This window comes from Catellatospora sichuanensis, assembly GCF_007483665.1.
Taxonomy (GTDB): domain Bacteria; phylum Actinomycetota; class Actinomycetes; order Mycobacteriales; family Micromonosporaceae; genus Catellatospora; species Catellatospora sichuanensis.
In genome coordinates this window covers 288,980-311,784 of sequence record NZ_VIQO01000014.1, presented here as the reverse complement: position 1 = coordinate 311,784, position 22,805 = coordinate 288,980, and the positions used below count along the sequence as shown (strand labels likewise).

General features: G+C 72.7%; 17 protein-coding genes. 6 read left to right on the top strand and 11 right to left on the bottom strand.

What is annotated here, in order from left to right; translation table 11 throughout:
• Positions 1-101 precede the first annotated feature (101 nt).
• Both FLL47_RS44820 and FLL47_RS28040 read left to right on the top strand, forming a co-directional pair.
• The gene (locus FLL47_RS44820) at positions 102-224 is read left to right on the top strand and encodes a hypothetical protein (RefSeq protein WP_281286748.1); all 123 of its coding nucleotides are present in this window, start codon (positions 102-104) and stop codon (positions 222-224) included.
• A 134-nt stretch (positions 225-358) separates the two neighbouring features.
• A complete protein-coding gene (locus tag FLL47_RS28040) occupies positions 359-769 on the top strand; it encodes a VOC family protein (protein WP_144123929.1) in 411 nt (136 codons plus the stop codon).
• 294 nt (positions 770-1,063) lie between these two features.
• Here FLL47_RS28040 and FLL47_RS28035 read toward each other — a convergent pair whose 3' ends face one another.
• A complete protein-coding gene (locus tag FLL47_RS28035; protein ID WP_144123927.1) occupies positions 1,064-1,561 on the bottom strand; it encodes a metallophosphoesterase family protein in 498 nt (165 codons plus the stop codon).
• A gap of 241 nt (positions 1,562-1,802) precedes the next feature.
• Here FLL47_RS28035 and FLL47_RS28030 point away from each other — a divergent pair, with 241 nt between their 5' ends.
• Positions 1,803-3,095 (top strand): beta-propeller fold lactonase family protein, encoded by a 1,293-nt coding sequence (locus FLL47_RS28030; protein ID WP_144123925.1) that lies wholly within the window; start codon positions 1,803-1,805, stop codon positions 3,093-3,095.
• A gap of 50 nt (positions 3,096-3,145) precedes the next feature.
• On the opposite strand, the gene FLL47_RS28025 is transcribed toward FLL47_RS28030, so the two are convergent.
• Positions 3,146-4,045: a LysR family transcriptional regulator gene (locus FLL47_RS28025; RefSeq protein WP_144123923.1), complete on the bottom strand. Its 900-nt coding sequence runs from the start codon at positions 4,043-4,045 to the stop codon at positions 3,146-3,148.
• Positions 4,046-4,115: 70 nt separating this feature from the next.
• On the opposite strand from FLL47_RS28025, the gene FLL47_RS28020 reads away from it, so the two are divergent.
• Positions 4,116-4,985: a 4-hydroxy-tetrahydrodipicolinate synthase family protein gene (locus FLL47_RS28020; protein ID WP_144123921.1), complete on the top strand. Its 870-nt coding sequence runs from the start codon at positions 4,116-4,118 to the stop codon at positions 4,983-4,985.
• Between the two features lie 91 nt (positions 4,986-5,076).
• Here the strand turns inward: FLL47_RS28020 and FLL47_RS28015 are convergent, their stop codons facing one another.
• Positions 5,077-5,514 carry a DUF4265 domain-containing protein gene (locus FLL47_RS28015; protein WP_186315945.1) on the bottom strand — a complete coding sequence of 146 codons (438 nt, stop codon included), beginning with the start codon at positions 5,512-5,514 and terminating at the stop codon, positions 5,077-5,079.
• Between the two features lie 158 nt (positions 5,515-5,672).
• Between FLL47_RS28015 and FLL47_RS28010 the strand changes: the two genes are divergently transcribed.
• Positions 5,673-7,571, top strand: coding sequence for a M4 family metallopeptidase (locus FLL47_RS28010; RefSeq protein ID WP_144123917.1), 1,899 nt, complete (start codon positions 5,673-5,675; stop codon positions 7,569-7,571).
• A gap of 86 nt (positions 7,572-7,657) precedes the next feature.
• The gene (locus tag FLL47_RS28005; RefSeq protein WP_144123915.1) at positions 7,658-8,092 is read left to right on the top strand and encodes a Calx-beta domain-containing protein; all 435 of its coding nucleotides are present in this window, start codon (positions 7,658-7,660) and stop codon (positions 8,090-8,092) included.
• 103 nt (positions 8,093-8,195) lie between these two features.
• Here the strand turns inward: FLL47_RS28005 and FLL47_RS28000 are convergent, their stop codons facing one another.
• The 8 genes from FLL47_RS28000 to FLL47_RS27965 form a co-directional block, all read right to left on the bottom strand.
• Positions 8,196-11,417: an AfsR/SARP family transcriptional regulator gene (locus FLL47_RS28000; RefSeq protein ID WP_144123913.1), complete on the bottom strand. Its 3,222-nt coding sequence runs from the start codon at positions 11,415-11,417 to the stop codon at positions 8,196-8,198.
• 188 nt (positions 11,418-11,605) lie between these two features.
• Positions 11,606-11,878 (bottom strand): hypothetical protein, encoded by a 273-nt coding sequence (locus FLL47_RS27995; protein ID WP_144123911.1) that lies wholly within the window; start codon positions 11,876-11,878, stop codon positions 11,606-11,608.
• Between the two features lie 136 nt (positions 11,879-12,014).
• Entirely contained in the window at positions 12,015-12,431 is a 417-nt protein-coding gene (locus FLL47_RS27990) for a permease-like cell division protein FtsX (protein WP_144123909.1), read from the bottom strand.
• 196 nt (positions 12,432-12,627) lie between these two features.
• Positions 12,628-14,946, bottom strand: a complete 2,319-nt coding sequence (locus tag FLL47_RS27985) for a HelD family protein (RefSeq protein WP_144123907.1) — start codon at positions 14,944-14,946, stop codon at positions 12,628-12,630.
• 116 nt (positions 14,947-15,062) lie between these two features.
• On the bottom strand, positions 15,063-15,803 hold the full coding sequence (locus FLL47_RS27980) for a VOC family protein (protein ID WP_144123905.1): 741 nt from the start codon (positions 15,801-15,803) through the stop codon (positions 15,063-15,065).
• Between the two features lie 152 nt (positions 15,804-15,955).
• On the bottom strand, positions 15,956-16,141 hold the full coding sequence (locus tag FLL47_RS27975) for a hypothetical protein (RefSeq protein ID WP_144123903.1): 186 nt from the start codon (positions 16,139-16,141) through the stop codon (positions 15,956-15,958).
• 107 nt (positions 16,142-16,248) lie between these two features.
• Positions 16,249-21,177 (bottom strand): ThuA domain-containing protein, encoded by a 4,929-nt coding sequence (locus FLL47_RS27970; protein WP_144123901.1) that lies wholly within the window; start codon positions 21,175-21,177, stop codon positions 16,249-16,251.
• 303 nt (positions 21,178-21,480) lie between these two features.
• A complete protein-coding gene (locus FLL47_RS27965; RefSeq protein WP_144123899.1) occupies positions 21,481-22,779 on the bottom strand; it encodes a glycosyltransferase family 4 protein in 1,299 nt (432 codons plus the stop codon).
• Positions 22,780-22,805: the final 26 nt, after the last annotated feature.

The window sequence follows — 22,805 nt, the reverse complement described above, 5'->3', positions numbered from 1 at the left end:
GTCCAGCCCTGGAACGTTACGTAGGCGTGGATCGATTCTCTCTGTTGCCTCGGGTTCTGTTGTGGCTGGTGCTGGCACGTGCTTGGTGGAGACGTCGTCCGGTGCGGTTGGTCGAGATCGACACCGCGGCGAACTCGCTGCACACGTGGATCTACGGGCCGTACAACAACCAGACCTTCACCGAGTACGACCGCACCGTCACGGGCCTCGGCCTGGTCCGCTGACCGCTACCGGCCGATCCCCGCGTCCGCCCGCGCCACGGCACCGGCGCCCGGACCGGGGATCGGCCCCTGCGGACCTTGACCTCAAGCGCACTTGAACAGGCAGGCTGGCGGCACCCGACCGCACAGGAGCCGCGATGACCAGCGACCCGCAGGCGCAGCTGCGCCTGGCCCGACCCTGCCGCGACCTCGCCGCCGCGGAACGTTTCTACGTCGGCGGACTCGGCCTGCACGTCCTGCATCGGGGCCGCGCCGACGGCCCCGGCGAGCACGATCTGCTGATGGTCGGCTGGCCCGAGGCGTCCTGGCACCTGGAACTGGTCGCGGGGGCCAACCTCGCCGTCCCGCCCGCGCCCACCGCCGAGGACCTGCTCGTGCTCTACCTGGCCGGGCCGGTCGACGACGCGCTTGTGGCACGTCTCGCCGCTGCCGGGGGCATCCGGGTTCCGCAGGGGCCGTACTGGGACCGCTGGGGTGTCACCATCGCCGACCCCGACGGCTACCGGCTGGTCCTGAGCACCCGGTCCTGGTCCAACTCGGCCGGCTGAGTCCGGTCCGCCGGATCACCGTCGGCAGGGGAGATCACGACCGGGCGCTGCGTGTCGCTGCCTCAAGGTAACCCCACCAAGTGCATTTGCTCTGCACCCAAAGCCTTGCTCTGCACCCATCGACGCAACGGGCACGCGCCTGTTGCGTATGCGGGTGCAGAGCAAGCGAATGGGTGCAGAGCAAATGCACTGGAGGGTGATACCCCCGACCGGGCCGGGATGCGGGCTTCCCGCGCGTGACTCGTGTGAAGGCCTCGGCGGCGGCATACCGGCGTCGGTGGCCGTCGCCACCGCCTACCGGCCGAGCCGGTGCAGCTCGACGCCGGTGAGCCTGCCGTCCGCGACCTCCGCGGTGACGTAGGTGGCGTAGGGCTGGCGGCGGCGGTCGGTCGGCGAACCCGGATTGAGCAGGCGCAGCCCGGACGGGGCGGTGCTGTCCCACGGGATGTGCGAGTGGCCGAAGAACAACACATCACTGTCGGGGAACAGGGCGGCGCAGCGATGTTCGCGGCCGGTCGCCGGGCCGGTCTCGTGGATCACGGAGATCCGCAGGCCGGCCAGTTCGGCGTGGGCCGTCTCCGGCAGCCGGGCCCGCAGGGCGGGACCGTCGTTGTTGCCATACACGGCGATCAGCTGTCTCGCCCGCTGTTCCAGCGCGTCGAGCAGCGGCACGTCGACCCAGTCGCCGGCGTGCACCACGACGTCCGCGCCGTCCACCGCGTCCCACAGCGCAGCGGGCAGGTCCCGCGCCCGCTTCGGCACATGCGTGTCCGCCATGACCACCAATCGCACCTGCCCACCCTAGGCGGTGCGCCGCTGCTGGTCCCGCCGCGAAAGCAGGTGTGCCCCGAGTGACTGATGGGCCGAGAGAGATCCGGTGGGCGGCACAGATCACGCAACGCCGGGTCGGGTCGCCGCGGCCGGGCATAGCCTGGCGCATGAACGCGCAGGCTGACTGCCCGGCCCGGATACGCGCGCTGCGGACCGATGGCCGAGCAGCCTCTGCCGGTCGCCATGGCCGAAGGAGCCGCACATGAGCACGTTCGCCAGCGCCAGATCGCTGCAGGGACCGCCCGCGGCGGGGCTGTTCCAGGGACGCCGCATCGTGGTGGTCAGCGACGCCGACGCGGTGCCGTCCGCGCCGCTGCAGGCGAGCCTCGGCCCGCGCGAGGCCGGACAGGAGGACACGCTCACCGTCATCGAGCTGCCCCTGGCGTTCGACGGCACCCCGCCGACGATCGGCACGATCGCCGCGTCGAACTCGGTGACCCCGCCCCCGAGCGTGCTCGCGGTCGACGCCGAAGGCGCCCACGCGTACGTCGTGGAGACCCTCGGCCAGCGCGGCCCGGACGCGCACCTGCTGACCGACCTCGATGCCGGCAGCACGGTCCGGGCGTACGACATCAGGGACGCGGCGAAGCCGCAGCTGCTGTTCGCCTACCCGGCCGGGCACATGCCGCAGGCCGTGTCGCTGCACCCGCGCGGCGGACTGCTCGCGCTCGCGTGCGGCGACGTCTTCGCGATCCTCGGCCCCGAGCCCCACCCGTCGCTGCGCCTGGTCCCGGTCGGGCCGAACGGGTTCGGCGACGGCGCCGTACTGGAGCCGCGCGGGGAGGACGGCGAGCCGATGGTGCCGTCCCACGTGGAATGGCATCCGGGCGGCGAGTTGTTCGCGGCCTGTTTCCCCTGGCGGGACGAGGTGCGCCTGTATGCCGCGCACCGTACGCCGGAGCTGTGGATCGAGCCGCTCGGGCCGGCGATCAGGACCGGGAGGTTCCCCTTCACGGGCCGCTTCACTCCGGACGGGCGCCACTTCCTCACCACGGACGTGCTGTGGGGCCGCGGCGGCGCAGGGGTGGACGGCGAACCGGCCGACGGACGGCTGTCGGTCCTGCGCATCGATCCGGACACGGGCACCGTGGAGAAGATCGGCGAGGCGGTCGTGGGCCGCAATCCCGGCGGTCTGGCCGTCAGCCGCGACGGCCGCCACGTGGTGACCTCGAACCTGCGGATGAGTCATCTCGCCTGGGGCGATCCGCAGCTCGACCGGCAGAGCTCGCTGAGCCTGCTCACCTTCGACCCGGTGAGCGGCCGGCTGGAGACCGTGGGCGAGGAGCTGTTCGACGGTCTGCGGCCCGAGGGCGTCGCCTTCGACGCGGACGGCAAGTTCGTCGTGGTGACCGTGTTCGACCATCTCGATCTCGTCCACCGTCGCGGCGAGCTGCGCTTCTTCGAGGTGATCGAGGAGGACGGGGCGCCGCGGTTGCGTCCGACGTACTACTCGATCGAGGTCATGCGCGGCCCACACACCGTCGTCGTCGTGTGAGTGGTGGGCAGGGGCGCCTTCTGCAACGCAGTTGGGTCAGTGCTTGAGGATCATGCGCGGCTGGCGAGGAATGCGGCGGTGGCGGTGCGGATGGCGGCCACGCACGCGGCCACGGCCGGATGGTCGCCGGAGCCGCGCCGGTAGGCGATCCGGGTGCGCCGCCGCGAGGTCAGCGGCGCCAGCCGCACCCCCGGCGGCGGCTGGACCGCGCCGAGTTGCGGCACCAGGGCGACGCCCTGCCCGGCCGCGACCAGTGCCAGTACGGCCGTGAAGTCGTCGGCGTGGTGACGGGCTCGTAGCGGGTGCCCCGCGGCCTGGCAGATCCGGATCGCCACGGTGTGGCACAGCGTGCCCGGCGTGCCCACGATCCAGTCGGCGTCGCGGGCCGCACGCACCGGGTCGTCGTCCACGGGGAACGCCTCGGGCACGGCGAGGAACACCGTCTCGTCGAGCAGCGGCGTCGAGTCGACGGTCGGATCGGGCGCAACGGGCGCGAGGTCGTAGTCGTGCAGCAGGGCCACGTCGAGGCTGCGGTCGCGCAGCGCGTCTGGCATGGCGACCGGGTCCAGTTCGGTGACCATCAGGTCCAGGGCGGGATGGTCGCGGGCGAGCGCGACCAGCGCCGCGGGCAGCAGCGTGCGGACCGCGGTCGGGAACGCACCGATGCGCACCGTGCCGTGTAGGCCCGTGCGGGCCGCGGCCAGCGTCGCCGACGCGGCCTCCAGCGCGGCGAGCACGGTCTCGGTGTGCCCCACCAGCGCGGCGCCCGCGGCGGTGAGGGTGACACCGCGGCCGGTGCGCTCGATCAGTGGCACGCCCGCCTCCCGCTGTAGGGCGGCGAGCTGCTGTGACACCGCTGAAGGGGAGTAGGTGTGGGCCTGCGCGACGGCGGCGATGGTGCCCAGCCGGGCCAGGTCGCGCAGCAGCCGCAGGCGGCGCACGTCAAGCATCAGCTCAGCTTACGGGTTGCGTCAGGAATCGGAACTGGTCCTTCCGGAACGGCTTCGGCAACATAAGGGCATGACATTGCACGGTCTGTACATTCCCCTGATCACCCCGTTCGGCACCGACGGCGCGGTCGCCCTCGACGCGCTGGAGCGGCTCGCCCACCAGATGCTCGACGACGGGGCGACCGGCCTCGTCGCGCTCGGCACCACCGGCGAGCCCGGCTCGCTCACCGAACCCGAGAAGCAGTCCGTCGTGCAGACTGTCACCCGGGTGTGCCGGGAGCGATCGGCGCCGCTGATCGTCGGCGCGGCCACCCCCGAAGCACTCGCCGGGCTGGCCGCGTTTCCCGAGGCGGTCGCGGCGCTGACCGTGGTGCCGCCGTTCGTGCGGCCCGGCGAGGCAGGCGTGATCGCGCACTTCACCCGGCTGGCCGCCGCGAGCCCGGTGCCGCTGGTCGTCTACGACATCCCCTACCGCACCGGGCAGTACCTGACCGCGGACGCGCTGCGCCGGCTGGCAGTGATCCCGAACGTGGCCGGGGTCAAGTACGCCGGCGGCGGGATCAACGAGGACACCGTCGCGCTGATGGCCGACCCCCCGGAAGGCTTCGCCGTGCTCGGCGGCGACGACACGTTCATCTCGCCGCTGCTCGCGCTCGGGGCGCACGGCGGGATCCTGTCCTCGGCGCACCTGGCCACCGCGCAGTTCGCCGAACTGATCCGGCTGTGGCAGTCCGGTGACGCGATCGGCGCCCGCGCGCTGGGCCACCGGCTCGCACCGCTGTCCAAGGCGCTGTTCGCCGAACCCAACCCGACGGTGGTCAAGGCCGCGCTGCACGCGCAGGGCCGCATCCCGACCCGGGGCGTACGCCTGCCGCTGCTCGACGCCCACCCGGACAGCACCGCCGCGGCCCTGAAGCAGCTCGCCGAGGTCGGCGGCTGACCTATTACCGGTCGCGCCGGAAGGGGGCGCCGGGATCCGAAGATCCGCCGGGCGCTCCACCGGCCGGCGACCAGCCTTTGACAGCTCTCCGTCAGGCCGTGCCGAACTGCCACTCCATGCCGGGGATCTGCTCGCCGGCCTCCGCCATGATCGTTTCGACGATCTCGCGGCCCGCCGCGGTCGGCACGGTGGCGACGGCGAACTGCCGCTCCGCCGGGGCCTCGACGTAGCCGCCGACGGTTTCGAAGGCCTTGGCCAGCCACGCCATCGCGTGCTCGTCGAGCGGCGGGTCGGCGTACACCTGCACGGTGTTGTTTGGGCCGCGGCGCACCACGTGGAAGCCGTCCGCCCGCAGGACCAGCACGTCGCCCGCGGCGGCACCCGTCACCAGGCCGGGACTGCCCAGCAGTTCCACCAGCCCGCCCGGCAGCGCCTTCGCGGGCAGCACCTCGGTGATGAACTGGCCGTCGGGCTCCACGGTGGTGAGCCGGACGTGGCCGTACTGGTCGGAGTCGGGTCCCTCGGTCATGGCGAGGATCATGCCAGCCGCTCGGTCCCCCGGGTAACCCCCGATCGCTGCAGCTTCCTGCACCCGTGCGGACCTGCCGCACAACCCTTCCGCAACCGCGTGACAGCCGCGCCCGCGTACCCCTGTGGCCATTGGCTGACAGGGAAGGGAAGGTCGTCATGAGACGGGTCTCCATGGCACTCGCGGCGGTGCTGCTGTGCGGCAGCGCCGTGGCGCTGACCGCTCCGGCGCAGGCCGCCGGATCACCCGAGGACGCGGCGATCGCCCGCGCACAGGAACTGATCAGGCTCAACCCGGCGGCGGTACGGGCCGCCGAGGGTGACCGCTACGAGGTGTTCCGGGCCGCGGTCACCCGGACCGGCTCCGCCCACGTCCGGTTCACCCGGCTGTTCCAGGGCCTGCCGGTGGTGGGCGGGGACTTCGTGGTGCACGTGGCACCGGACGGAGCCCTCGACGGGGTCTCCGTGTCGCTGGACCGGCCGGTCGCCGTGGGCACCGAGCCCCGGGTCACTGCCGGCCAGGCCGCGGCCACGGCCCGGGACGCCCTGCGGGCGACCGGGGTCGGCACCCCGCAGCTGATCGTCGACGGGGTCGGCGGCACGGGGCGGCTGGCCTGGCGGTTGCCGGTGACGATGGCTACCGGCGAGACGGAGGCGGTCGTCGACGCCGTCGAGCCTCGCGTGCTGCGTACCAACCCGCTGGAGCACACGGCCATTGGCACCGGGCACAGCATCTACGGTGGCCAGGTGTCGCTGAGCACCACGCAGACGATCTTCGACTACCGGACGATCGACCCGCTGCGCGGCAACTCGAAGACCTGCGACATGCAGCACACCGTCGCAGGCCCGTGCGTGACGTTCACCGACGCCGACAACATCTGGGGCGACGGCAACCCGGCGACCAACCAGAGCGCGGCCGTGGACGTGCACTACGGCTCGGCCAACACCTGGGACTTCTACCTCGACGTGCTCGGCCGGCACGGCATCTTCGACGACGGCGTCGGCACCACCTCGCAGGTGCACCGCGACGTGAACTGGGCCAACGCCAGCTGGAGCGCGACGCAGAAGGTGATGCGCTACGGCGACGGCAGCAACGGGCTGCGGCCGCTGGTGTCGCTGGACGTGGTCGCGCACGAGATGTCGCACGGCGTGACCCAGGCCGTCGGCGGCCTGATCTATGCGGGGGAGTCGGGCGGCCTCAACGAGGGCACCAGCGACATCCTCGGCACGATGGCCGAGTTCTACGCGAACAACGCCGTGGACACGCCGGACTACCTGCTCGGCGAGGAGATCGACATCTGGGGCACCGGCGACCCGCTGCGCTACCTGTACCAGCCGTCGCTGGACGGGATCTCCAAGGACTGCTGGTACAACGGCATCGGCAACCTCGACCCGCACTTCTCCTCGGGTGTCGCCAACCACTTCTTCTTCCTGGCCGCCGAGGGCAGTGGGGCCACCCCGTACGGCACCAGCCCCACCTGCAACGGCTCGTCCGTCGTCGGCATCGGCCGAGATCGCGCCACCCAGATCTGGTACCACGCGCTGACCAACTACTTCACCAGCGACGAGACGTTCGCCGAGGCCCGCGCCGACACCCTCGCCGCCACCGCGGACCTCTACGGCAGGTGCGGCAGCACCTACCGGACCGTGGCGATGGCGTGGGCGGCCGTCGGCGTCGGCACCTACAGCTACCCGTGGAAGCTGTGCACCCCCAAGTGGAACCTGGTCTGGGAGGAGTGGCCGCAGCCCCCGATCCTGGACCCGGGCCCGATCAAGTGGATCACCAAGGTCCAGGAGCGGGGCACCCTCGAGGTCGCCGAGGTGGCCGTCAACCTCACCCACCCGCGCCGCGGTGACCTGCGCCTGGAGCTGGTCTCCCCGGCCGGCCGGACCCACCTGCTCAAGGCCCCCGACGCCGAGGACCGCGCCGCCGACCTGACCGAGGTCTACCAGGTGCGCCTGGGCGGGGTCGCCGAGGTGGGCGAGTGGACGCTGGTCGTCGAGGACGTCGTCAAGGGCGAGCAGAGCCACCTGCGCGGCTGGAGCCTGCTCCACTAGGCCCGGTCCGTGCCTGGCCGCCGGTCGCAGGGCCGGTGGCCAGGCACACAACCTTTCCACAACCCGGCCTGCCTACCGTGCGGGCCATGACTCGTATCGCACGCCGGCTCAGCGCCTCAGCCCTGGTTCTCCTCGCGATGATCGTGCTGCTGCCGCAGCCCGCGTCCGCCGCCGGCAACCTTCCGTGCGGACCGGACTGCCTGGCACAGAGCCTGGACGCGGTCTGCTGGGAGAAGGAATGGTGCGCCGTTCAGATCGTGGTCAAGGGCAACGTGCCGACGTCCGGGCTGGTGCTGCAGTACCGCACCGCCGACGGGACCGCGTCGGCGCCCGGCGACTACGTCGAGGTGCCCTCCGGGGAGCTGTCACTGACCGCGGAGGGTGTCAACCAGCTGAGGGTGTTCGTCGCGGGTGACGCCGCGCGGGAGCGGGACGAGATGTTCGCCGTGGAGTTCGTCGACGGGGAAGGCCGCACCCTGGCCACGTCCACCGTCACCGTCCGCGACGCCGCGGGGCGCTAGCCCGCCTGCGCGGCGACGCCCGCGTCCCGCACCCCGCTTGACGTAGACGCCGGCCTATCTCATCGACTTCGATCACGACTTTTTCGATGAGATAGGCCAACGTCTACGCGAGACCCGGTCGGGTGAGAGTGGCGGCGAGCGCGTCGGCTTCGGCGGCTGCGTTGGCTTTGCGGAACAGGTCCACGGCAAGCTGCCAAAGCTCTCGGGCCTCGGCCTGATCGCCTGCGCGCCGGGCGAGTTCGCCGAGGTCGCGGGCGATGCAGGCGGATTCGAAGTCGTCGGGTGCGCGGCTGCGCAGGGTCTGCGCCAGGCGCAGGTAGCCGGCGGCGGCCACCGGGTCGTCCCGCTCCAGATGGGTGCGGCCGAGGTTTGCCAGTGCGGCCGCCTCCAGGTGCCGGTCGGCGATCTCCCGGCTGAGCGTCAGCGCTCGGCCGAACTCGTCCAGCGCCGCCCGGTGGTCGCCGCGGCACAGGTGCGTCATGCCGATGGTGTTGCGGGTGTCGGCCTCGTGGCGGCGGTCGCCGCGGTGCCGGCGTACGGCCAGGGCCTGTCGGAGGTGGTCCAGCGCGGCGTCGAGGTCGCCCAGGGCCGCGTGGGCCTGGCCCAGGCCGCTCAGCGCCGCCGCCTCCAGCCGGGCATTGCCCAGCTCCTGCGCCGCGGGCAGGGCCCGGTTCAGGTACTCCAGGCTCAGCTCGGCCCGTCCCATCCGGACGTACGCGTCGCCGATGTTGTTGAGCCCCATCGCGACCCCGAGCGCGTTGCCGATCGACGTGTGCAGGGCCAGGGCGTGCTGGTACGCCTCCACGGCCTCGTCGTGGCGGCGCAGCCCCGCGTTGGCCACGGCGATGTTGTTGTGCACGTGCCCCTCGCCGCGCGCGTCGCCGCACCGGCGGGTCAGCGTCAGTGCCGACTGGAGCACGTCCAGCGCCTCGTCGAAGCGCCGCGTCATGATCAGGGCGACGCCCAGCCCGCTGCGCATCAGCCCCTCCGCGGCCGGGTCCCCGCAGCGGGCCGCGGCGGTGACGCCCCAGCGGCACAGCTCGACCCGCTCCGCCCAGTGCCCGCGCGAGTCGAAGAACCCTGTCAGCAGGTAGGTGAGCTGCCACGCTGCGGCGTAGTGCCCGTGCTCGGCGGCATATCGGACGACCGCCTGCATGCCGGCCCGCTCGCCGTCGAGGAAGGCCAGCGCGTCGGCTGCGTCGTCGGGGAACGGCAGTTGCGCCGGCGGGAACGTGGGCGCGGCCCGGACCCGGTCACGACCCGGGTCGACGAGCCGGTTCGCGGCGTCGGCGACGGCGAGGTGCCAGTCGAGGAGGCGGGCGACGGTCTCGTCGCGGGCCGGGCCGGTCTCGTCGGCGGCCGCGCACTCCTTGGCGTACATGCGCAGCAGGTCGTGGCAGCGGTAGCGGTCCGGGGCCACCTCGGCGACCAGGTGCGCGGACACCAGCTCGGCGAGCACGCGGCGCGCCGCGGGCAGGGTCAGGGCAGCGGCCGCGGCGGCCAGGTGGCCGGTGAACGTGGCACCCGGGTGCAGGCCGAGCAGCCGGAACAGCCGGGCCGCCGGGACGGGCAGAGCCCGGTACGCCGAGCCGAACACGGTGCGCACGCTGCGGCTGTCGCCGGGCACCGACAGCTCGTCGAGCCGGTCGTCGTGGACCAGCTCCGCGGTCAGTTCGGCCAGCAGGCGGCCGGGGCGGGCGGCGAGTTTCGCGGCGGCGATGCGCAGCGCCAGCGGCATGCCTGCGCACAGCTCGGTCAGCTCGACCGCGGCGGCGGGCTCGCGGTCCACCCTGGCCTGGCCTAGCACCTGCGCCAGCAACGCGACCGCGGCGTGCCGGTCGAGAGCGTCCAACGCGACCGCGTGCACCGCGTGGTGCACGGCCAGCGCGGTCGGGCGGCTGCGGCTGGTGACCAGCAGCAGGCTCGCCACGGTCGGCGGCACGAGCGGCAGCACCTGGTCCGGCCCGGCCGCGTTGTCGAGTACCACCAGCATCCGGCGCTCGCTCAGCAGCGTGCGGTAGAGCGCGGACCGGGCGGGCAGCTCGGCGGGGATGCGTCCGGCCGGCACGCCCAGGCTGGCCAGCACCTGTGCCAGCGCCTGCGTGGGCGGCAGGGCGGTGGCCGGGTCGTGCCCGCCGAGGTCGACGTACAGCTGGCCGTCCGGGAAGCGGGGCACGATGGTGTGCGCCCACCGGACGGCGAGCGCCGTCTTGCCCATGCCGCCCGGACCCGCCACGAAAGCGATGCGCGGCTGCGGCCCCTGCTGCTCCAGCAGCCGGTCCAGCGCGGACAGCTCCTCGTCGCGGCCGATGAAGTGACCCGCGGGCGCGGGCAGCTCGGCAGGCACCGGCTCGGTGCCCGATGCCCCTGCGGGTGCCGGGGCCTGGCCCGGCAGCGGGGACGGCACGGGCGGGGTCCGGCCCGGCGGCGTGAACCATTGCAGTGGAGCCTCGCCCGGCGGGGGCGGAGCCTGTCCTGGCCGCGCGGAGTTCATCGGTGGACCCTGCGCAGGGAGCGTGGCCGGGTGCAGCGCCGGGTCCTCGCGCAGCATCGCGGTGTGCAGCCGCTGCAGGTCGGGTCCCGGATCGGTGCCGAGCTCGTCGGTGAGGTGGGCGCGCAGGCGCCGGAATGCGTCCAGGGCCTCCGCCGGCCGCCCGCACCGGTACAGCGCCAGCATGGACAGCCCGACCAGGCGCTCGCGGTGCGGATGCGTCACCAGCAGCCGCTCCAGCTCGCCGACGGCGGCGCGATGCCGACCCAGCCGCAGCTCGGCCTCCCACAGGTCCTCCTCGGCGCACAGCCGCACCTCGTTGAGCCGGGCCGCCTCGGCGGCCGCCCAGCCGGTGGGCTCGCCGTCGGCCAGCGCGTCGCCGCGCCACAGCGCAAGTCCCTCGCGCAGTTCACGGGCCGCGGTCTCGGGCACGCTGTCACCCAGGTGGCGGCGGGCCGAGGCCACGATGGACTCGAACAGGTGGGCGTCGACCTCGAGCGCGGGGATGTCGAGCAGGTAGCCGGCGTGGCGGGTGTGCAGGGCTGCGGGCAGGCCGCAGGCGTCCAGTGCCTGGCGCACCCGGGCGATGTGGCTGTGCAGCGTCTTGACCGCGGTGCGGGGCGGGTCCCAGCCCCAGAGCGCGTCGATGAGGCGGGACTGGTGCACGACGGTGCCGGCGTGTACGGCCAGCACCGCGAGCAGGGCCCGCTGGCGCGCACCGGAGAGCATGGCCGGGCCGTCGAGACCGGCCGCCTCGATGGGCCCGAGGATGCGCACCCCGGCGTTCCGCGCGAGCGGGGCTATGGTCGCCGGGCGGGCGCCGGTGGCGTTCATGGCCGACTCCCTTCCGATGCGACGCCGTCCGGGCACGGCGACGTCACGTCGCCCCCAGGTTGGCAAAGCATTCGCCGGATGGGCTCCGGTCTGTCGCCATACCGTCGGTTGTGGAACGGATCGGAACCTTGTCGGCGGTGTCGGCCGCGCCGGTCAGGCGCCGGGCCGACCCGGTGCGTCGAGGGCTGTCAGGGGGTCCAGCCGAGCCAGGCTTCGCCGGCGCTGAGCACCGCGAACCACACTGCCAGCGCCGCGACCGGGACCAGGGGCACGAGGAACGGCCGGGTGCGCCACAGCCTGATCGCGACCACCAGCAGCCCGGTCCAGATCACCATCAGGAGGATCAGCCCCCACAGCGGCGCGACCAGGCCGCTGGAGAGGTAGAAGGGCAGCAGGACGATCTGCGCGAGGATGCCGAGCGCCCCCACGATCTTCGCTATGACCGAGGGCGAGTCCGCCATGGTGACCTCCACGATGGCCGCGGACCTGTGCCGCGGGTACGGGCAGCGTCGCAGAACGCGGTATCGGTGTACATCCGCCACCCGGCGGGCGGCCGGCTTTCGCGCCGGGTCCGCCATCCGGCGGACGTCGTGGCGCTCAGCCCGGCGGCGGCTCGTCGGAGTCGCGGGCGACGTGGTCGAGGCCCTCCAGGGGCTGTGCCGCCGTCACGAAACCGTCGACGTCGGCGCCCGCGGCGAGCGTGACCGCGAAGGATTCGGGCAGGTCGGCGGCGTTGAGCGAGCCGACCAGGTCGGCCGAGTCGCGGTAGGCCGCCCGGAACCTGGCCAGTGCCTGCTCGCGGTTCTCGAACGTGAACGAGACGACCTCGGGTCTGGTCCGCAGCCAGGATTCGAGCGCGGTGCGCTGCGGCGCGGTCGCGTCCATGGCCAGCTCCAGCCGGACCGTGACGGTCTGCGGCGCGGGGCGCGGCTCCGGGGTCTGTGCTGCGGGCGCGCCGCAGCCTGCCACCGCCAGCAGGGCGGCGACGATGAGCGCTACCCAGCGCGGTCCCATCGGCGCAGTCTACGGCCCGGGAACCGTCCACATCGACCTGTCTCACTAATTCGTGCGCGCTGAGCGGGGTCCCGCTCGCGTTGCCCGGCACCGCCGCCAGGACCGCAGGCCCGGGCTCGCGTCGCATGCCACCGGGGCAGGACGGCGGACCCGGACCCGCCGTGACCGGTCACGGCGGGTCCGGACCCGCTCCTCGTCAGATCGCGAGGTCGCCGTGGTGCAGCACGGTCAGGCGCTGGGTGGGGCGGGTCAGCGCGACGTACAGGTCGCTGTGCCCGCGCGGGGACTCGGCCACGATGGCACCCGGGTCGGCGATCACCACCGCGTCGAACTCCAGCCCCTTGGCCTGGCGCACGGTCAGCACCACGATCGGGTCGGTCAGCTCGGTCTGCTGCCCGACCCGCGCCTGCGGCAGCGCCGCGGTGACCACCGCGCCCAGCTCGTCGATCCGGCCGGCGGGCACGAGCACGCCGAGCGTGCCGTCGCCCAGCGCGGCGACCTCCCGGCGCACCTCCTCGGCCAGCCGGGCCGCCAGCTCGTCCGGGCCGACCTCGGTCAACTGCGGGGCCTGGCCGGTGTGGCGCACCGAGCGCGGCGGCTCCAGCCCCGGGTCGATGGACTTGAGCACCTGCCCGGCCAGGTCCATGATCTCCGCGGGCGTGCGGTAGTTGACGGTGAGCTGCGACAGCCGCCACCGGTCCGCCACGTACGGGTGCAGCACCGCGTCCCAGGAGGAGGTGCCGGCCGGGTCGCCGGTCTGCGCTACGTCCCCGACGATGGTCATCGACCGGCTCGGGCACCGGCGCATCAGCAGCCGCCAGGCCATCGGCGACAGTTCCTGCGCCTCGTCCACGATGACGTGCCCGAACGCCCAGCGGCGGTCGGCGGCGGCCCGCTCCGCGGCGGTCAGCCGCCGCGCGTCCTCCTGCCGCTCGCCGAGTTCCAGCGCGCCGAGCACGTCGGCGGCCGTCAGGATCTCCGGGTCGAGCTCGTCCTCCAGGTCGATGGAGCGGGAGCCGTGCAGGATCTCCAGCGCGCCCTCGGCGTAGGCCAGCCGCTGCCGCCGCCGGCGCTCGGCCAGCTCCTCGACGTCGCGGTCGTCCTCGCCCAGCAGCTCGGCGGCCTCATCGAGCAGCGGCGCGTCGGCCGGGGTCCATCCGGCGTCGCGGCTGCGGCGCAGCAGGGCCTGCTCGGCGTCGGTGAGCATGGTCGCGGCCGTGGCGATGCGCGCCTCGCTCGCGTACAGGTCGGCCAGCAGCCGCTGCGGGGTCAGCACCGGCCACAGCCAGTCCAGCACCGTCTGCACGTTCGGGTCGGCCTGCAGCTCCCGCCGCAGCTCGGCGAGGTCGGCCTCGTCGAGCAGCTGCGGGTCGCCGGGGGCGTCCTCGCCGCCGAGCGGGTCGTCGGCGTACGGGTCCGTGCCGATCCGGTCGGCGAGCTGCCTCGACAGCGCGTGGATGAGCTCGACGTCGAACAGCGGCCGGGCCAGGTTGTGCGGCTTGCCGCTGCGCCGGGCCACCTCGCGGGCGGCTTCGCAGGCGGCCCGGTCCAGTACGAGCGGCTCCTGGTCGAACTCGACCTCCACCGTGTCGTCGGGCACCCGCTGCCGGTCGCGCACCGCCGCGGCGAGCACGTCGGCCATCACGGCGCGGCCCTTGACCTCGGCGGTCTCGTCGGTCTCGACACCGGTGGCGGTGACGCCGGGGAACAACCCGCCCACGGTGCGCAGCACCACACCGGTCTCGGCCAGCGACGGCAGGACCTGGGAGATGTACTTCAGGAACGTGGTGTTCGGGCCGACCACCAGCACCGCCCGGGTCGACAGCTCCTTGCGGTACGTGTACAGCAGGTAGGCCGCGCGGTGCAGCGCGACGGCGGTCTTGCCGGTGCCGGGGCCGCCCTGCACCACCATGATCCCGCCCAGGTCGGCGCGGATGATGTGGTCCTGCTCGGCCTGGATCGTCTCGACGATGTCGCGCATACGGCCGGTGCGGCCCGCGTCCATCGCCGCGAACAGTGCGGCCTCGCTGGTCAGCCCCTCGTGGTGAGGTGCGGTCGCGGCGGCGTCGGCCAGGTCGAGCACCTCGTCGTCGAGTGAGGTGACGGTGCGCTCGGCGGTGCGGATGTGCCGGCGGCGGCGTACGCCCTGCGGCGAGGCTGCCGTGGCCAGGTAGAACGGCCGGGACGCGGGGGCGCGCCAGTCCACCAGCAGCGGCTCGTAATCGGCGGACTCGTCGAAGATGCCGAGGCGCCCGATGTAGCGGGCCCCGTCCTCGACCAGGTCCAGCCGCCCGAAGCAGAGCCCGTTCTCGACCGCGCCCAGCGATGCCCGCTGATCGGCGTAGAGGGCGATCGTCGACTCGCGCTGCGAGCGTTCCTGGTGAGTGCCGCCCGTCTGCAGCAGCGCCTGCGACAGCCGGCGTTCCGCCTGCTCGCGCAGGCCGTCGAGGCGGCGGTACAGGTCGGAGACGTACTCCTGCTCGCGGTGAATCTCGTCGGCGGCGTCGCTTGACAAACCTGGCTCCTTCGTGTCTATACTGAAGCCCGAACGGACGCTTTCAGCGTGCCGTTCTTTTTTGTGCTCGAATCGCCAAAGATACCGCACCGGCGGGCCACGGCGCAGCCGGGTGATCACTTTCCGGGCAGGCCGCCCGTCTTCGGGTCGCGCGCGGTCAGGCAGTAGACGCCCCCGGCCGGGTCGCTCATGACGACCCAGCGCGCGCCGTCGGCCACGTGGGTCGCCCCGCACTTGACGTGCCAGGCCCGCACGCCCTCGACATCCGAGCAGGCCAGGTCCAGGTGCGCCGAGGTCGGCCGCTCCTGCTGGAGCCGCTGGAGCAGGATGCGCACCGGCAGTTCGGCAGGCGGCGCGACGACGTGGAACTCCGGCCGCGAGCCGAACGAGGAGTCCCAGCCGGTCATCTCACCCCAGAAGGCGACCTCGGCGTCGTAGGCGGCCGGGCCGACGTCGATGCAGACCTGGTCGAGGCGGCTGAGCGCGCCGTCGGGCGTGGTGTGCGCCATCGGGCGGCGGAACTCGTCGTGCCACGGCACCGCGCAGAACAGCAGCCCGCCCGGCGAGCGCAGCACCTGGTGGCCTAGGTCGGCGAGGTGCGTCGCACCCAGCTCCACCGCACGCCTCGCCAGCGCGCCCGGGTCGTCGACACTCAGATCGAGGTGCGCGCCGCCGCCCTCGTGCACCGCCTGCAGTTTCACGCAGGGGTCGGCCCCGATCGGCAGCAGCGTCGCGAACTCGGCGTGCTCGCCCCGGCGCGCGGTCAGATGCGTGCCGGTCACCCGTGACCAGAACGACGCGGCCTCGGTGAACGCGTCAGCGGGCCGGTCGATGAACGCGTACGTCCAGCGGATCACTTCGTCTCCTCGCCGTGTCGATCTGCCGAGCGTATAGGCGCAGCAGGCTGCGGGAGCCGCACGACGCGGCGGAGTCCGTCACGAGCACCCGCGTCGATGGTAAGGTGGCGCCGGGCACCGGGATCGGCCAGGTCACCCGGCCGCGGGGGCGTTTAGGTGTTGTTCTCGACGGTCTGCTGCACCGCTCCGCCGACCTCGGCGGCCCAGCCGCCCGGATCGTCGAACCACCCGCCGGACGGCTCCATGATCGGCTGGTACACCGCCGACCCGATGGCCCACGTCACGGCCCCGACCAGACCGGCCAGCCCGCCCACGGCGGTACGCCAGGAGATACGCATCGTCACATCGTGGACCATCCGGCGGTGGATGGAAACCGCCGCAGGCATGGACGACCGTGCCGGTGGGGACGGGCGGGCTGCCCGCCGCCACCGGCACGGTCGAGGGGTTAGCTCAGCACGCCGATCACCTGGAAGTCCGACAGCTGCGCCGCGGGCCAGCCGGTGTTCGCGGTGAAGGTCAGCCGGACGTGGCGGGCGGTCGTGTTCGCGGGCAGGGTGATGGTCACGGTGTTGCCGGACGGGTTGAACTGGTACGCCGCCGAGCCCGTGATCGTGGTGTACGTGGACCCGTTGGCGCTGCCCAGCACCGACAGCGTCTGGGAACGCGCGCCCCAGGCTGACGGCAGCTTCAGCACGATCGAGCTGAGCGACGCGCTGCCGCCCAGGTCGACGGTGATCGACTGTGGGAAGGCGTTGTTGGGGCTCTCCCAGTACGAGCCGGCGTCACCGTCGACCGCGTTGCCGGGCACGTAGTTCTGCACGTGCCCCGCGGTGACCGGCTTGCCCAGCGCCAGATTGGAGCTGGTCGCCGTGGTGCCGGTGCCGGTCAGCCCGACCGCCAGCGACGGGTTGGACGCGCTGCTGGCCACGGTCAGGGTGCCGGTCTTCGCGCCTGCGGTGGCAGGCGTGAAGGCGACGGTGACCATGCAGTTCGCCCCCGGTGCCAGGGCCGAGCCGCAGCCGTTGGCCGACAGGCTGAACCCGATGCCGGAGACAGTCACCGACGAGATCGAGGCGGTGGTGCCACCGGTGTTGCTGATCTGCGTCGTACGGGTGATCGTGCTTCCGACGGTGGTGTTCGGGAACGCGATGCTCGTCGGGTTGGCCGAAAGCGTCGCCGGGGTCTGCACCGTGGTGCCGGTGCCGGTCAGGCTGACGGTCAGGGACGGGTTGGTGGCGTTGCTGGCCACCGTCAGCGTGCCGGTCTTCGCTCCGGCCGAGGTCGGGCTGAAGGTGACCGTGACCGTGCAGCTGGCTCCGGCGACTAGCGTGCCGACGCAGCCGCTCGCGGCGAACTGGCTCGACGCGGATACCGCCGAGATGCTCGCCGCGGCGGTGCCCGTGTTGGTGATCGTCACCGTGCGGCCGCTGCTGGTGGTGCCCACGTTCTGGTTGCCGAACGCGACCGAGGTGGGGTTCGCGGCCAGGGTCGCCGCGGCGGGCGGGTTGCCGCCGCCGAAGATCTGCAGCTCGGCGAGCTGACCGGCGGGCCAGCCGGTGTTCGCGGTGATGGTCACCCGCAGGTGGCGCACCGACGCCGCGGTGAAGGTCGCGGTGGCGGTGTTGCCGGTGGCCGGGTCGAACAGGTAACCCGCCGACGCCTTCAGCGTGCTGAAGTTGGTGCCGTCGGTGCTGCCGCTGATCGACAGCGTCTGGGTGCGGGCGCCCCACGCCGACGGCGGCGGCAGCTTGAGCGTCACCGAGCTGACCTGCTTGGCGCTGCCCAGATCGGCCTGCAGCCACTGCGGGAAGGCGTTGTTGTCGGACTCCCAGTAGCTGCCGGTGTTGTCGTCGTTGGCGGCCGAGGCGGGGAAGCCGCCGTTGCTGGTGCTGGCCGACATCGCCGCGCCGATGGCGAGGTTGGTGGTGCTGCTGACGCCGGTGCCGGTGAGCGAGACCGTCAGCGGCGACGCGGTGGTCGAGTTGGCCACCGACAGCGTGCCGTTCTGCGTACCGGCCGAGGTGGGGGCGAAGCGCACGCTCAGGGTGCAGGACGCCCCGGCGGCCAGCGAGCTGCCGCAGGTGTTCGTCTGCGTGTACTGGCCGCTGGCGGTGATCGAGCTGATGCTCGCCGCCGCCGTGCCAGGGTTGGTCACCGTGACGGCCTGCGCCGCCGTGGTGGTGCCGACGTTCGCCGAGCCGAAGGCCAGGCTGCCGGGCGTGACCTGCAGCTGCGACCCGTCGGCCACACCCTGGCCGAGGAAGTCGACCCAGTTCACGTTGAAGATCGAACCCTGGCCGGTGTCGCCGGCCGGGTTCTTCGCGACCAGGAACAGCGGGCCGGTGGTGGTGCTCGCGGACAGGGTGGCGGTGGCGTCGGCGTAGGTCTGCCAGCCGCCGGTGCCGCCGAAGGTGGCGGTGCCGACCAGCGGGCCGTTGGGCGCGCCGGTGCGGACCTCGATCCGGCCGCCGCTGCCGGGCGAGGCCACCCGGAAGCGCGCGGAGGTGATGTTGCGCAGGTTCACCGGGGTGTACGACCAGTAGTCGCCGTCCTCGATGAAGCCGATGTTCTGGAAGCCGCCCGCGGTGTCGGCGGTCGCCTCCCGCTGCACGCCCGGGTCGCCGCCGCCGATCGCGCCCGGTGCGCGGCCGGTGCTGTTGAAGAACTCGGCCTGCTTGTGCTTGGGCTGCAGCTTGATCGTCGCCCGGCCGGTCTGCGGCGCGGCGCCGCCTCCGCCGAGGTCGGTGTAGCTGGCCTCGATCACGGCGAAGATGTCCGCGTCGTCACCGTGGCCGGTGCCCATGGAGGTCTGGATCACTCCGGTGCACCCGGTGTACCCCTGCAGGGGGTGCGCATGCGCGTCGTGACCCAGGTAGTACTGCACGTTGACCCGCGAGCAGTTGATCGTGCCGTCCTCGGGGTCGGTCACCGTGATCGTGAAGCGCACCTGGTCGCCCCAGGCGAAGAAGCCGCCGTCGGCGGGCGCGGTCAGCGTGACGGTCGGCGCGGTGTTGCCCACGGTGATCGGCACGTTGGCCACCGCGGTACGCCCGCCGGGGTCGCGCACGGTGAGCTGGGCGTTGAAGTTGCCCGCGGTCGCGTACGTGTGCGACGGGTTGGCCGCGGTCGAGGTGCCGCCGTCGCCGAACGTCCATGCGTACGTGATCGGCTGCCCGGCCGGGTCGCGCGAGCCGGCGCTGGAGAACTGCACCGTCAGCGGCACGCCGCCCGAGGTCGGGTTGCCCGAGGCGACCGCGATCGGGTTCTGGTCCCCGGCGATGTAGTCGATCCGGTAGACCCCGGAGTCGGCGTTGTTGCCGCCGAAGCCGGTGCCCCACTCGATCAGGTACATCGCGCCGTCCGGCCCGAACTCCAGGTCCATCGGCCGCAGGAAGCTCATCGAGCCGAACAGCTGGTTGATGTCGACCAGCGACCTGCCGTTCGGGGTGACCTGCATCGTGTAGAGCTTGTTCTGGTTCCACTCGCCGAAGATCGCCTTGCCGTCGAAGTACTGCGGCCACTTGCGGTCCGACGTCGACGCGGCGTTGTACCGGTAGACCGGCCCGCCCATCGGCGCGCCACCGCCCCCGATCTCCGGGAACAGCGGGTTGCCACCGTAGTCGTAGTCGACCGTGGCGGGCTGCGCGGCCGGCAGGTTGGTCAGGCCGGTGTTGTTCGGCGAGTTGTTCACCGGCGCGGCGCAGTTGTACTTGGCGCCGGAAGGCCCGGACGGGAACGTGTAGTCGTTGTACGCGTAGTTCGCGCCGACGCAGTACGGCCAGCCGTAGTTGCCCGCCTGCCCGACGATGTTCCACTCGACGGTGCCCTCGGGGCCCCGGTTGGGGTCGGTGGCGCCCGCGTCGGGGCCGTAGTCGGCGACGTACAGCGTGTTGGTCGCCGGGTCGGTGCCGATCCGGAACGGGTTGCGGAAGCCCATCGCGTAGATCTCGGGCCGGGTGAGCGCCGTGCCCGGCGCGAACAGGTTACCCGCCGGGATCGTAAAGGTCCCGTCGGCCTGCGGCTTGATCCGCAGCACCTTGCCGCGCAGGTCGTTGGTGTTGCCGGAGCTCTTCTGCGAGTCGAAGTCCGACCGGCCCGCCCGCTCGTCCAGGGGCGCGAAGCCGCTGGACTCGAACGGGTTGGTGTTGTCGCCGGTGGCCAGGTAGAGGTTGCCCGCCGCGTCGAAGGTCATCGAGCCGCCCGCGTGGCAGCAGGTGTTGCGCTGCGTGGCGACCTGGACCAGCACCTTCTCGGTGGACGTGTTGATCGTGTCACCGGAGACGGTGAACCGTGACAACTGGTTGCGGGCAGCGCCGGTGGTGGGGGAGTAGTACAGGTAGATGAACCCGTTGTTCGCGAAGCCCGGGTCCAGGCGCATGCCGAGCAGGCCGTCCTCGTTGCCGGTGAACACCGGCAGGGTCAGCGCGGTCACCGTGGTGCCGGTGCTCGGCTTGACGATCTGCACCCGGCCGTCGCGCTCGATGTAGAAGACGCGGCCGTCGGCGGCCACGTCGAGTTCCATCGGGTTGCTGGTGTTGCTGTCCAGGGCGACCTTCTGGAAGCTCGCCGTGCTGGTCGCGGTGCAGTCGCCCGCGACCTGGCCCGCGGCCGTGCGGATGCCGCCGAGCAGGTGGTTGAGGAAGTTCGTGTCGCTGTACGCCGCCGCGGTGTGCCCGAGCGCGGTGTACCAGGACCGGCCGCCGTCGTACGGCTTGCACCAGGCGACGGGGTGGTCGGCGCCCATCGCGGACGAGCCGGGGGCGTAGCTGCGCTCGTCGAGGCTCGCCAGCACGTGCGCATTCGTCCGAGGATTCGTCTGGAAGGAGTACCACTCGTCGAACCGGGACCACAGCGGCGGCAGGCCCGCCGTCGACGGGTGCGCCGGGTCCTCGACCTTGACCGTGGCCGTCTGCTCGGCCGGGTGGCTGGAGAAGTACGCGCCGACCAGGCTGCCGTACCAGGACCAGCCGTATTCGGTGTCGGACGCGGCGTGCACGCCCGCGAACCCGCCTCCCGCCCGGATGTAGCGCTCGAACGCGGCCTGCTGGGTCGCGTCGAGCACGTCGCCGGTGGTGGACAGGAACACCACCGCGGCGTATTTGGCCAGGTTGGTGTCGTTGAACGCGGTGGCGTCCTCGGTGGCGTCGACGGTGAAGCCGTTGGCGGTGCCGAGGTTGCGGATGGCGGTGACGCCGGTCGGGATCGAGTCGTGGCGGAACCCGGCGGTCTTGGAGAAGACCAGCACCGAGAACGGCGCCGCGTCGGCGCGCTGCGGCACGGCGAGCAGGCCGCCGGCCGCGGCCAGCACGGCGACGGCCAGCAGGCGCAGCAGCCTGAACAGGGGCGGATGCAGGGACGATGACGCGAGGGGCATGGACGGTCTCCTCGTCGGGGACGGACGGGGGAACCCCCTGGCGCGGGTGAGCGGCCCCGGAGGGGAGCGGTGCGGCGGAGCAGGGTTCGGCAGTGCCGTTGCGGCACATGGATTGCACCGATGTTTCGAGGCAGTCACAAATTTGCACCCATGACGCTGATGCTGTCAACGCATCACGCAAAATTTGCACGTGCCATGTCGAGATCCTGGAGAGTGCGCTGCGCGCCGACCGGCCTGGCAGGTCCGGGCTAGCACGAAAGAGGCGTCCCCCCGCCGGGAGGACGCCTCGAACGATCAGTCGGGTCAGCGGCCGGGCAGCAGCCCGGAGTAGACGCTCTCGAGCACTTCGGCCTGGGCCCGCCAGGTCCAGCCGTCGAGCAGGCCGGGCTTGTCGTAGACGGCCCGGTAGCGCTCCGGGTCGGCGAGCACGGCCTGCGCCGCCCGCACGAAGTCGGCCACGTCGTCGGCGCGGAACACCTCGCCCTGGCCGGTGCTGCGTACGGTCGCGGCGAGCGTGCGCACGTCGCTGCCCACGATCGGCAGCCGGGCGTGGGAGTACTCGAAGAACTTCGTGGCCAGCGACATCTCGTGGTTGAGGTGGTGCCGGATCGGCATGACGCCGAGGTCGGCCGTGGCCAGCAGCGGCACGACCCGGTCGTGCTGGACGTAGCTCATCAGGTGGATCCGGTCGGCGACGCCCAGCGCGGCGGCCCGCTCCTGCAGCGTCGTCGCGTACGGCCCGTCCGGCTGATTGATGATCATCGCGACGTGCAGGCCCGGCAGCTGCGGTAGGCCCTCGACCACCAGGCCCAGGCCGCGCTGCGGCGAAGCCGCCCCGCTGTAGACCATCAGCGGCACGTCCGGCCCGATGCCGCACAGCTCGCGCAGCGTCGGGGCGTCGGCCGGGCCGGGATCGTGGCTGACCTCGGGCGCGTTGAGCACCACCGCCGGGGTGACCGGCAGCCGGTGGTCACGCTGCAACCGGGCCGCGATCTCGTCGGACACGGTGATCACCGCGTCGGCGACCGGGGCGTACTCGCGCTCGTAGGCCAGGTGCGCGGGCAGCCAGCGGGCGTGATCGCGATACGGGATCACGCCGGGCAGGTACTCGTGCGCGTCCCAGACGAGCTTGACGTCGCGTCCCCGGGCCCGGCCGCGCTGCACGGCGCGGGCGCCCACGCCCAGCATCCGGAAGTCGTTCGCGTGCACGATGTCGGGGTCGAGCTCGTCGATGGCCTTGCCGAACGCGACCTCGAAGCTCCACAGGTCCGGCTCCAGGCGCCGCCAGGACTTGTCGCCGAGCTTGCGCTGCCAGTACCAGACCAGCGCGAGATCGACCGGGCGGCGGGCCTGCTTCACCGCACCGGGCATGGCCGTCCGCACGCGCCGCAGCGCCGCCTTGGCGCCGCTGCCTCCGGCACCCCCGGCGCCGGAGCCGCCGCCGACCACGAGCAGCCGCACGTCCGCGCCGCCGAGCTGCCACTGCTGGGGCTCGTTGGTCGGCGAGCGGCCGATCAGGGTCACGTCCCAGCCGGCCTCCGCCGCGGAGATCGCCTGTTTCTGCACCCGCGAGTCGCCGTGGACCCCGGTGTCGACGATCATGACCACACGACCACGGCCGCGACGTT

What these genes read in the sequence shown, in the direction of transcription:
- FLL47_RS28010 (WP_144123917.1), top strand. Translation starts at nt 5,673, where the DNA reads ATGAGACGGGTCTCCATGGCACTCGCGGCGGTGCTGCTGTGCGGCAGC.
- FLL47_RS27970 (WP_144123901.1), bottom strand. Translation starts at nt 21,177, where the DNA reads ATGCCCCTCGCGTCATCGTCCCTGCATCCGCCCCTGTTCAGGCTGCTG.
- FLL47_RS27990 (WP_144123909.1), bottom strand. Translation starts at nt 12,431, where the DNA reads ATGGGACCGCGCTGGGTAGCGCTCATCGTCGCCGCCCTGCTGGCGGTG.
- FLL47_RS28025 (WP_144123923.1), bottom strand. Translation starts at nt 4,045, where the DNA reads ATGCTTGACGTGCGCCGCCTGCGGCTGCTGCGCGACCTGGCCCGGCTG.
- FLL47_RS28015 (WP_186315945.1), bottom strand. Translation starts at nt 5,514, where the DNA reads ATGACCGAGGGACCCGACTCCGACCAGTACGGCCACGTCCGGCTCACC.
- FLL47_RS27965 (WP_144123899.1), bottom strand. Translation starts at nt 22,779, where the DNA reads ATGATCGTCGACACCGGGGTCCACGGCGACTCGCGGGTGCAGAAACAG.
- FLL47_RS27975 (WP_144123903.1), bottom strand. Translation starts at nt 16,141, where the DNA reads ATGCGTATCTCCTGGCGTACCGCCGTGGGCGGGCTGGCCGGTCTGGTC.
- FLL47_RS28030 (WP_144123925.1), top strand. Translation starts at nt 1,803, where the DNA reads ATGAGCACGTTCGCCAGCGCCAGATCGCTGCAGGGACCGCCCGCGGCG.
- FLL47_RS27995 (WP_144123911.1), bottom strand. Translation starts at nt 11,878, where the DNA reads ATGGCGGACTCGCCCTCGGTCATAGCGAAGATCGTGGGGGCGCTCGGC.
- FLL47_RS28005 (WP_144123915.1), top strand. Translation starts at nt 7,658, where the DNA reads ATGACTCGTATCGCACGCCGGCTCAGCGCCTCAGCCCTGGTTCTCCTC.
- FLL47_RS28000 (WP_144123913.1), bottom strand. Translation starts at nt 11,417, where the DNA reads ATGAACGCCACCGGCGCCCGCCCGGCGACCATAGCCCCGCTCGCGCGG.
- FLL47_RS28040 (WP_144123929.1), top strand. Translation starts at nt 359, where the DNA reads ATGACCAGCGACCCGCAGGCGCAGCTGCGCCTGGCCCGACCCTGCCGC.
- FLL47_RS28020 (WP_144123921.1), top strand. Translation starts at nt 4,116, where the DNA reads ATGACATTGCACGGTCTGTACATTCCCCTGATCACCCCGTTCGGCACC.